The sequence below is a fragment of the Phycisphaerae bacterium genome, from assembly GCA_018003015.1.
GTDB lineage: Bacteria > Planctomycetota > Phycisphaerae > UBA1845 > PWPN01 > JAGNEZ01.
In genome coordinates, this window is sequence record JAGNEZ010000026.1 from 71,986 (window position 1) to 80,099 (window position 8,114).

The 8,114-nt window shown below is 64.9% G+C and carries 7 protein-coding genes; 6 read left to right on the forward strand and 1 reads right to left on the reverse strand.

What is annotated here, in order from left to right:
• Positions 1-156 precede the first annotated feature (156 nt).
• The 6 genes from KA354_13110 (at position 157) to KA354_13135 (ending at position 7,912) form a co-directional block, all read left to right on the forward strand.
• Entirely contained in the window at positions 157-1,083 is a 927-nt protein-coding gene (locus KA354_13110; protein MBP7935579.1) for a hypothetical protein, read from the forward strand.
• Positions 1,084-1,232: 149 nt separating this feature from the next.
• The gene (gene mutL / locus KA354_13115) at positions 1,233-3,221 is read left to right on the forward strand and encodes a DNA mismatch repair endonuclease MutL (GenBank protein MBP7935580.1); all 1,989 of its coding nucleotides are present in this window, start codon (positions 1,233-1,235) and stop codon (positions 3,219-3,221) included.
• Positions 3,222-3,524: 303 nt separating this feature from the next.
• Positions 3,525-4,169, forward strand: coding sequence for a riboflavin synthase (locus KA354_13120; protein MBP7935581.1), 645 nt, complete (start codon positions 3,525-3,527; stop codon positions 4,167-4,169).
• Between the two features lie 4 nt (positions 4,170-4,173).
• Entirely contained in the window at positions 4,174-5,295 is a 1,122-nt protein-coding gene (gene pdxA / locus KA354_13125) for a 4-hydroxythreonine-4-phosphate dehydrogenase PdxA (protein MBP7935582.1), read from the forward strand.
• A gap of 218 nt (positions 5,296-5,513) precedes the next feature.
• Entirely contained in the window at positions 5,514-7,055 is a 1,542-nt protein-coding gene (locus KA354_13130; protein ID MBP7935583.1) for an FAD-dependent oxidoreductase, read from the forward strand.
• Positions 7,052-7,912, forward strand: coding sequence for a class I SAM-dependent methyltransferase (locus KA354_13135; protein ID MBP7935584.1), 861 nt, complete (start codon positions 7,052-7,054; stop codon positions 7,910-7,912). Before KA354_13130 ends, KA354_13135 begins: the two co-directional genes overlap by 4 nt.
• Here KA354_13135 and KA354_13140 read toward each other — a convergent pair.
• Positions 7,881-8,114, reverse strand: a 234-nt coding sequence (locus KA354_13140) for a DJ-1/PfpI family protein (protein MBP7935585.1), incomplete at its 5' end; no start/stop codon positions are given. The two genes, KA354_13135 and KA354_13140, sit on opposite strands and share 32 nt — an antisense overlap.

The following is an 8,114-nucleotide window of genomic DNA, read 5'->3' on the forward strand; positions in this document are numbered from 1 at the left end:
GTCAACGTATCCGGGGTTTTGGCCGATGGATGGTTAGGTTGATACCCCTCCGGTCGACTTGACGTCGTCCGGGTGGAGATGCACATTACTGCTTGTGCGCCATGGAATTAGAGCCAGGTGCGCGCCTGATAGGCCTGGCAGAATGGGAGGTCAGTGATGGTGTCGCTACGTAAGAGCATGACTGTGGCCGTACTCACTTACGCCGCATTGCTGCCTGCATCGGCGGTCAGGGCAGACATCAGCCTCAAGAAGGCGTTCCTCATCGGCCTCAACCAATTCGACAACACCGTCGGCATTGAGAAGAACCTCCTGGGCAAGGGGTACGACTTCGCCGCCGCGGCGCCTTACGTGGGTCAGAACTACAACTTCGGTTTCGCCGATCTGACGCTCGGGGCGACGTCGGCGACCACGGTGCGGCTCGCCGCCGGGTACACGACCCGAGGCATACCGACCGCCACCTTCTCCCTGGCTACCGGCAACAACCCCTTGAGCTACGTATTCCAGATTGACCCCGGTTTCCAGAATCTCACCGCCGCGGGTAACGTGGCCATTAACGTCAACACGAAAATCAACGCCTTGGGTTTCTACGACCAGACGTTCCAGATCTCCAACCGCGGCACCTACACGGCCAAAGGGTGGCTGGGGAATGACCAGCAGAGCCTCGATTTCGACGCCGGCCCGATCGTGGTTTCGGGCAACATCTACACGGATGCCGCCGCCGCCGTAACCAAGCCCTTCTTCGATGCGGTCGGCACGTTCAACCCATTTGAGAAGCTCAGCAGCCGATCCGCCAGGATCGCAGGCCTGGACGCCAGCATCGATGCCTTGAACGCCAAGCTGGTCACCGGGCACGCCCTCACCAGCGAGGAGACGAATACCCTGGTTAACAACACGATCCTGGCCGCGCTGCTCGGTGAGAAGCCGTCCAGCCACCTGTTCGACGCGTTCATGGTCCCGGAGGGCCTCTTGAGCGATGGCAACGGGATCGGGCCCATGGCGGTGAACGTCCCGGAACCGAGCTGCCTTGGGTTGCTGATCGTCGGCCTCCTGGCCCTGCGCCCCAGCCGCCGGTCTCGACGCTGAACGCACCGTTCTTCGCACGCGAGTGGAAGCCATCGGGCCTGGGGCAAACCGCCTCAGGCCCGCTTCATTGGTTTGACCCCTGTTCGGCAAGCCCCTTATACTCGCCGGGCGTCATCGTGGAGATGGGCCTCTCAGGGGTGCGAGCTGGCATGCCGTCAATTCAGGTTCTTCCCGATCTCCTGGTCAACAAGATCGCTGCTGGCGAGGTCGTTGAGCGTCCGGCCAGCGTGGTCAAGGAGCTTGTCGAGAACAGTCTCGATTCCGGTGCCCACCACATCGAGATCGCCATCGAAGAGGGTGGTCGCAGACTCACTCGCGTGGTCGACGACGGTTCCGGCATGGACGCCGAGGACTTGGCCCGCTGCGTTCTCCCACACGCGACCAGCAAGATTCGCGGCGAGAGCGACCTGTTCGCGATTCGCACCATGGGTTTTCGCGGCGAGGCACTGCCGAGCATTGGCTCGGTCTCCCAGCTCCGCATCGTCTCTCGTCGCGCCGACACCCACGAGGCCCACGAAATCCGTATGGCCGGCGACCAGGTCGAACCCATCATCGCCGCAAGCGGCCCGCCGGGCACCACCGTCGAGGTTCGCGAGCTGTTCTTCAATGTCCCCGCCCGCCAGAAGTTCCTGCGCACCGCCCAGACCGAGATGGGACACATCACCGAACAGGTCGCCCGCATCGCTCTGGTCCACCCCGGTATCGAGTTTCGGCTGACGCACAACGGCCGGCTGATCCACCACCTCCGCCCGGCGGACCATGTTCGCTCCCGCGTGGCCGATCTGTACGGCGCGGAACTGGCCGACTCACTCCTCGAGTTCACGCGCGACGAACGCGGCCTCAACATCCGCGGTTACGCGGGCCGGCCGGCCGATAGTCGCTCCTCCGGCAAGTGGCAGTACATCTTCCTCAACGGTCGCTACATCCACGACCGCTTCGTCTCCGCCGCCGCCCGCGAGGCCTACCGCGGACTCATGGAGGCCAACCGCTACCCCGTCTTCTTCATCGCCCTCCAAGTCGATCCCGCCGCAGTCGACGTCAACGTGCACCCGACCAAGAGCGAGGTCCGCTGGCAGGATTCGAATGTCGTCTACTCCCAGGTCCTCTCGGTCCTGCGCGATCGCTTCCTCAACGCCAATCTGACCACGCAGTACCGCCCCAATCCCGGCGGCCGACCGGCCCCTGCACCGTTCGCAGCACCGGCCACCGGTCTGCGGGCCCTCTCTCCCGACCCGACCGACAGCATGACCCAGGATGAACTCGATGCCGACCGCCGCCGCGAAGTACGCCAATCCGTCGCCGAATTCTACAAGCGCAGTCTGCCCGCCGGCCATCTGCCGCCGCCGGGCGGCCCAGCCTCCGCAGGTGCGTCCGGCGAGCCGGGCTGCGACTGGTCCAGGCGCTCGCCGATGGTCCGCACCTCATGGCCATCAACGCCGGCCGAGTACTCCGCAGCCACGACGGCAGGGGACCGAGAGACAGGGTCAACCGCGGCCGAGCCCCAGCTCGCCTCGCCGCATCCGCCGGTTTGGAGTGCTCCGGCCGGCGGCTCAAGTCCCGCAGGTCGTGCACCCCGGGTGATTCAGGTTCACAGGGCGTTCCTCGTCACCGAAAGCGACGATGGCTTGACCATCATCGACCAGCACGCCCTTCACGAACGCATCCTCTACGAAAAGATCTCCGAACAGATCCGCCGCGGATCCCTCGAGTCTCAACGCTTGCTGCTGCCCGAAACCGTGAATGTGGCCCCGGATCACGTCGCCCTGATCGAGTCCCATGGGCAGCTGTTCGGCCAGCTCGGCTTCGAGCTCAGCCCCTATGGCCCGAGCACCATCGCCGTCCATGCCGCCCCGTCGCTGCTGAGCCCCGAACGGGTCGCAGACTTCGTCCGTGACGCCCTCGATCGACTGGTGGCCCGCGATGCGCCCGCCTCCGGAGAAATGCTGATGAACGACCTGATCGCCATGTGCGCCTGCAAGGCGGCCGTCAAAGCCGGTGATCCGCTCTCCCCGGCGGAAATCGAATCGCTCATGGCCCAACGCCATCTCGTCGATCGTTCGACCAACTGCCCCCACGGCCGGCCAACGTCCCTCAATCTGGCCCTCAGCGATCTCGAGAAGCAGTTCAAGCGAACGTAGGCGGCAAAACGGCCGGACGAGGCCTATAGTGTGTTGAGGAGGTAATAGTAAGCTAAAAGTGGCTGGCGGTCGCTCTGCGGGTGCCGGGCGGAGGCGCGGACCGCGGCGGCTGACAATGAACGGCCGAGCACTCCGCCGCCGGCGTCGGACCGCGGCCTCCATCCGCCCTCCCGCGCGGGTTGGATGTGGCATGCCGAGTCGTCGCCCCGTCGCCCGATACTCGCTTGACTTTACCCGTTGATGCGGACTAGCATGGAAGAAGGACGGGATGTGTGCGAGGCGATATGCGCAGGTGTGTCTGCCATGTTTACAGGCATCGTACAGGCCGTGGGCGTCGTTCGCTCCATGCAAAGGAGCGCTGCCGGCGCGCGCCTGCGGGTCGATGCCCCAGACCTGCGGCGTCCCATCCTTGACGGGGCGAGCGTCTGCGTGAGCGGCGCCTGCCTGACCGTCGTTCGCAGCGATCCAAGCCGCATCGAGTTCGATGTCGTCCCGGAGACCCTCAACCACAGTACGCTGGGTGCCCTGACCGTCGGCGACCGCGTGAACCTGGAAGCCAGTCTCCGGCCCGGCGATGGGCTCGACGGCCACGTGGTTCAGGGCCACGTCGATGGGACCGCACGGGTGGAACGTATCCGCACCGCCGGCGAGTGGGTCGCCTCATTCCTGCCCGACGACGGCTTGATGCCCTACATCATCCCCAAGGGCTCGGTGACCGTCGACGGCGTCTCGCTCACCGTGGCTCGGGCTGAACACCATGCCTTCAGCGTCGCCTTGATTCCGACCACCCTTCGACAAACCACCCTGGCCTCGCTGAATGTCGGGGACCGCGTCAATGTCGAGACCGATGTCCTCGTTCGTACCATCGTCGCCACCCTGGAGCGGTGGAAAGAGAACGAGTCGGGCGAGCCGCTGACGGTCAACATGCTCCGGGCGAATGGGTGGTGATGCCATGAGTCGCTCCACCCCCGAGACCCTCAAAGCCGACAACCGGCGCCATCACGGCAAGCGGCCGCTCATCGGGATCACCATGGGCGAGCCCGGCGGCATCGGCGCCGAGGTCGTGGTCAAGGCCCTGGCCGATCCCGCTGTCCGCCGCTTGGGACGGTTCATCATCTACGGTCTGGCCGAAAGCCTGGAGTACGCCGCCGACCTGGCGGAGGTCAACCCATACTGGTTCCGCCTGCCCCACGAACTGGTGAGCCGCATCGAGAGCGGAACCGTCGTGGCCGATTTCGACGAGTTCTCCGTCTTCGGACCGGCGATCCGCCACGCGACCGCCCAGGGCGGCGAAGCCTCCATGCGATTCCTCAACGCGGCCATCAAGGGCGCCCGCGACGGCTTCCTCGAGGGGATCGTGACCGCCCCGATCTGCAAGGAAAGCTGGGCCATGGCGGGCTACAAGTTCCCCGGCCACACCGAGAAACTGGCCCACGCGTTCCATGCCGACCGCGTCACCATGATGTTCGTCACCGAGAAACTGAGAGTGGCCCTGGCCAGCATCCATGAGCCGCTGTTCGATCTCCGCAACTCGTTCACGATCGGCCGGGTCTTCCAGCCCATCGATCTCATGGGCGAAGCCTTGGTCAACTGGTTCGGCATCGAGAACCCCCGGATCGGCGTCTGCGGACTTAATCCCCATGCCGGCGAGAACGGACTCTTCGGCGACGAGGAGAAGCGGATTATCGAGCCCGCCGTCGTCATGGCCCGCGAGGTCGGATGGGACGTCGCCGGCCCCTATCCGGCCGATACCCTCTTCTGGCGCGCCGTGCAGGGCCACTTCGACGGCGTCGTGGCCATGTACCACGACCAGGGCCTTATCCCCGTGAAACTCCTGGCTTTCGACAGCGCCTGTCAGACCACACTGGGATTGCCCGTCATCCGAACCAGCGTCGATCACGGAACAGCCTTCGACATCGCTAATCGAAACATCGCCAACCCGGAGAGCATGAAGTCCGCCATTCGCTTGGCCTGCGAACTCGCCCTGCATCACCGCAACCGGCCGGCCGTGCCCCCCGATCGCCCGCCGCTCGACGTTCCCGACGAGACCTTGGGGACGGTCAGCGATGAGTGAGCACCTTCCGGTCACGGGCTCGACGCCTGACCCACGACCATACCCCGGCCATTGAACCGAGCCCGAATCTGACCGCCCCCGTTCGCTCCACCCATTGACATCCTGCTCGTCCGGCTCATCCTGTGTAGATCTTGCCCGTCGAGGCAATAAGGGAGATCCACATGAGCTCGAGCTGGAACAGACGTTCGCCCCAGGCGGAGATCAAGGCCGGTCTGCAGATGGCCGTGCTGGTCGTGGCAGGAGCGGCCTCGGCCTGCAGTGCCGCTGAACCAAGGTACTATGAAGTCGTGGTTTACGGCGGGACGGCAGGGGGGGCCATCGCCGCGGTGGCCGCCGCTCAGGAAGGCGTATCCGTCGCCCTCCTCGAGCCCGGTCGGCACATCGGCGGCATGGTCTCCGGCGGGCTCGGAGCCACCGATTTCGGCAACAAGACCGTCATCGGGGGAATGTCCCGCGAGTTCTTCGTGCGGGTGGGCCGGCATTACGGGCAGCCGCTCTCCTGGTACTTCGAGCCCCACCTCGCCGAGCAGGTCTTCAACACCTGGCTCAAGGAAAAGGGCGTCCAGGTGCTGCTCGGGCACCGCCTCGATCGGGTAAGCCTCAAGGACGGCCGCATCGATACCTTCCGGACGGAGAACGGCGCCACCTTCGCCGCAAAGGTCTTCCTGGATTGCTCCTACGAAGGCGACCTCATGGCCCAGGCTAGGGTGAGCTACACCTGGGGCCGCGAGGGTATGAACCAGTATGGCGAGACTCTGGCCGGCGTGCGCGAGCGGTGCGAGTTCCACCAGTTCAGCGTCTCCATCCCCGGCCGCGACCAGAACGGCAAGCTCCTCCCCCTGGTTTACCCCGGCGAGCGGGGCACGACCGGCCAGGCTGACCAGAAGGTCCAGGCCTACAACTTCCGCATCTGCCTGTGCAACCGCAAGGAGAACCAGGTCCCGTTCAACAAGCCCGAAGGATACGATCCGGCACGCTACGAGATTCTGCGTCGCTACCTGGCCATCAAGGGAAACGACCTCCGCCTCGGTCAGATCCTCAGCATCATCATGATGCCCAACGGCAAGACCGACATCAACAACAACGGGCCGATTTCGACCGACTACATCGGCGAGAGCTGGGAGTACCCCGAGGCCGATTACGGCAAACGGCGGCGGATCTGGGACGACCACCTTCGCTATGTGCAGGGCTACTTCTACTTCCTGGCGAACGATCCATCGGTGCCTGGGCACATTCGGGACGAAATGAACAAGTGGGGGCTGGCCAAGGACGAGTTCGTCGACACCGGGCACTGGCCGCATCAACTCTACATCCGCGAGGCCCGACGCATGATCGGCGAATACGTCATGATCCAGAAAGATCTGCAGACCGACCGCGAGAAGCCCGACTCGATCGGCATGGGGTCCTACAATTCCGACTCCCACCACGTTCAGCGGATCGTGCGCCCGGACGGCATGCTTGAGAACGAGGGTGACATGCAAGTCCGGGTCAAGCCCTACGAAATCGCCTTCCGCACCGTTCTGCCCAGACCGGCGGAGTGCACCAACCTCCTGGTCCCGGTCTGCTTCTCCGCCTCGCATGTGGCCTACTCATCGATGCGGATGGAGCCCCAGTACATGATCATCGGGCAGGCCGCGGGACTGGCGGCCTCCGCCGCGGCCAAGTCGGGCAAGCCCGTTCAGGACACCGACGTCGCCTGGCTTCAGCAGCGGCTCCGCGAGGGAAAGTCCGTGCTGAAGATGAGTGAGGCGATCAAGTGACGAATGCCGCCGAGATCCAGTGCCTGGTCTGCGGCCGCACCGGCTTCGAACCTCATCTCGACATCCTCCTGCGCTGCCCGGCGTGCGGCTTCGTGACCGCCAGACTCGACCCGCCCGCCGAGACCCGGGGCCTTTACGAAGGGGACTACTTCACCGGCGGCGAGTACCTGGATTACCTGGCCGACGAAGCATTCTTCAAACGGAACTTCCGGCCGCGCCTCGACGCCGTTCGCGGGCAATGCCGCAGTGGACGGTTGCTCGAAATCGGTGCTGCCTACGGCTTCTTCATGGACCTGGCGAGACAGTCCTTCGACACCGTCGGCTTCGAGGTCAATCCCGAGGCCGTTCGCTACGCCCGCGAGCAACTCAGACTCGACGTCCGCTGCGACGATTTCCTGGCCGCAACCACCGAGAGCATCGGTGGACCGGTCGACGTCGCCGTCATGTGGGACGTGCTTGAACATCTGGAACGTCCGGACCGTTTCCTGGACCACATCGCAAACCTCTCCAGGCCCGGCGCCTGCCTTTTCGTCACCACGGGCGACATCGGGAGCCTGGTTGCCCGAATCCGAGGACGCAGATGGCGAATGATCCATCCGCCCTCGCATCTGCACTACTTTAGCCGGGCAACGCTCACCCGCCTGCTCGAGAAAACCGGCTTCGAGCTCGTGGATGTCCGTCCCGTCGGCGTGGCCCGCAGCCTGCGCCAGATCCTCTATTCCGTGCTGGTACTCGGCCTGGGAATGAGACGAGCCTACACCGCGGCAACTAGGGTGGTCCCCGCCACCTGGGGCTTGACTCTGAATACGTTCGACATCATGCAGGTCACGGCTCGATGTGTGTCCCCAGGATCTTGAGGAACGCCGCCAGCCAGGCGGGATGGGCCGGCCAGGCCGGAGCCGTGACCAGGTTGCCGTCGACGTGAGCCGCGTCCAGGGCGATGTTCGCGTACGCCCCTCCAGCATGGATCACGTCGGGCCCAACCGCCGGGTAAGCACTGCACGAGCGGCCCTTGAGAACGCCGGCACCGGCCAGCAGCTGAGCTCCGTGGCAGATGGG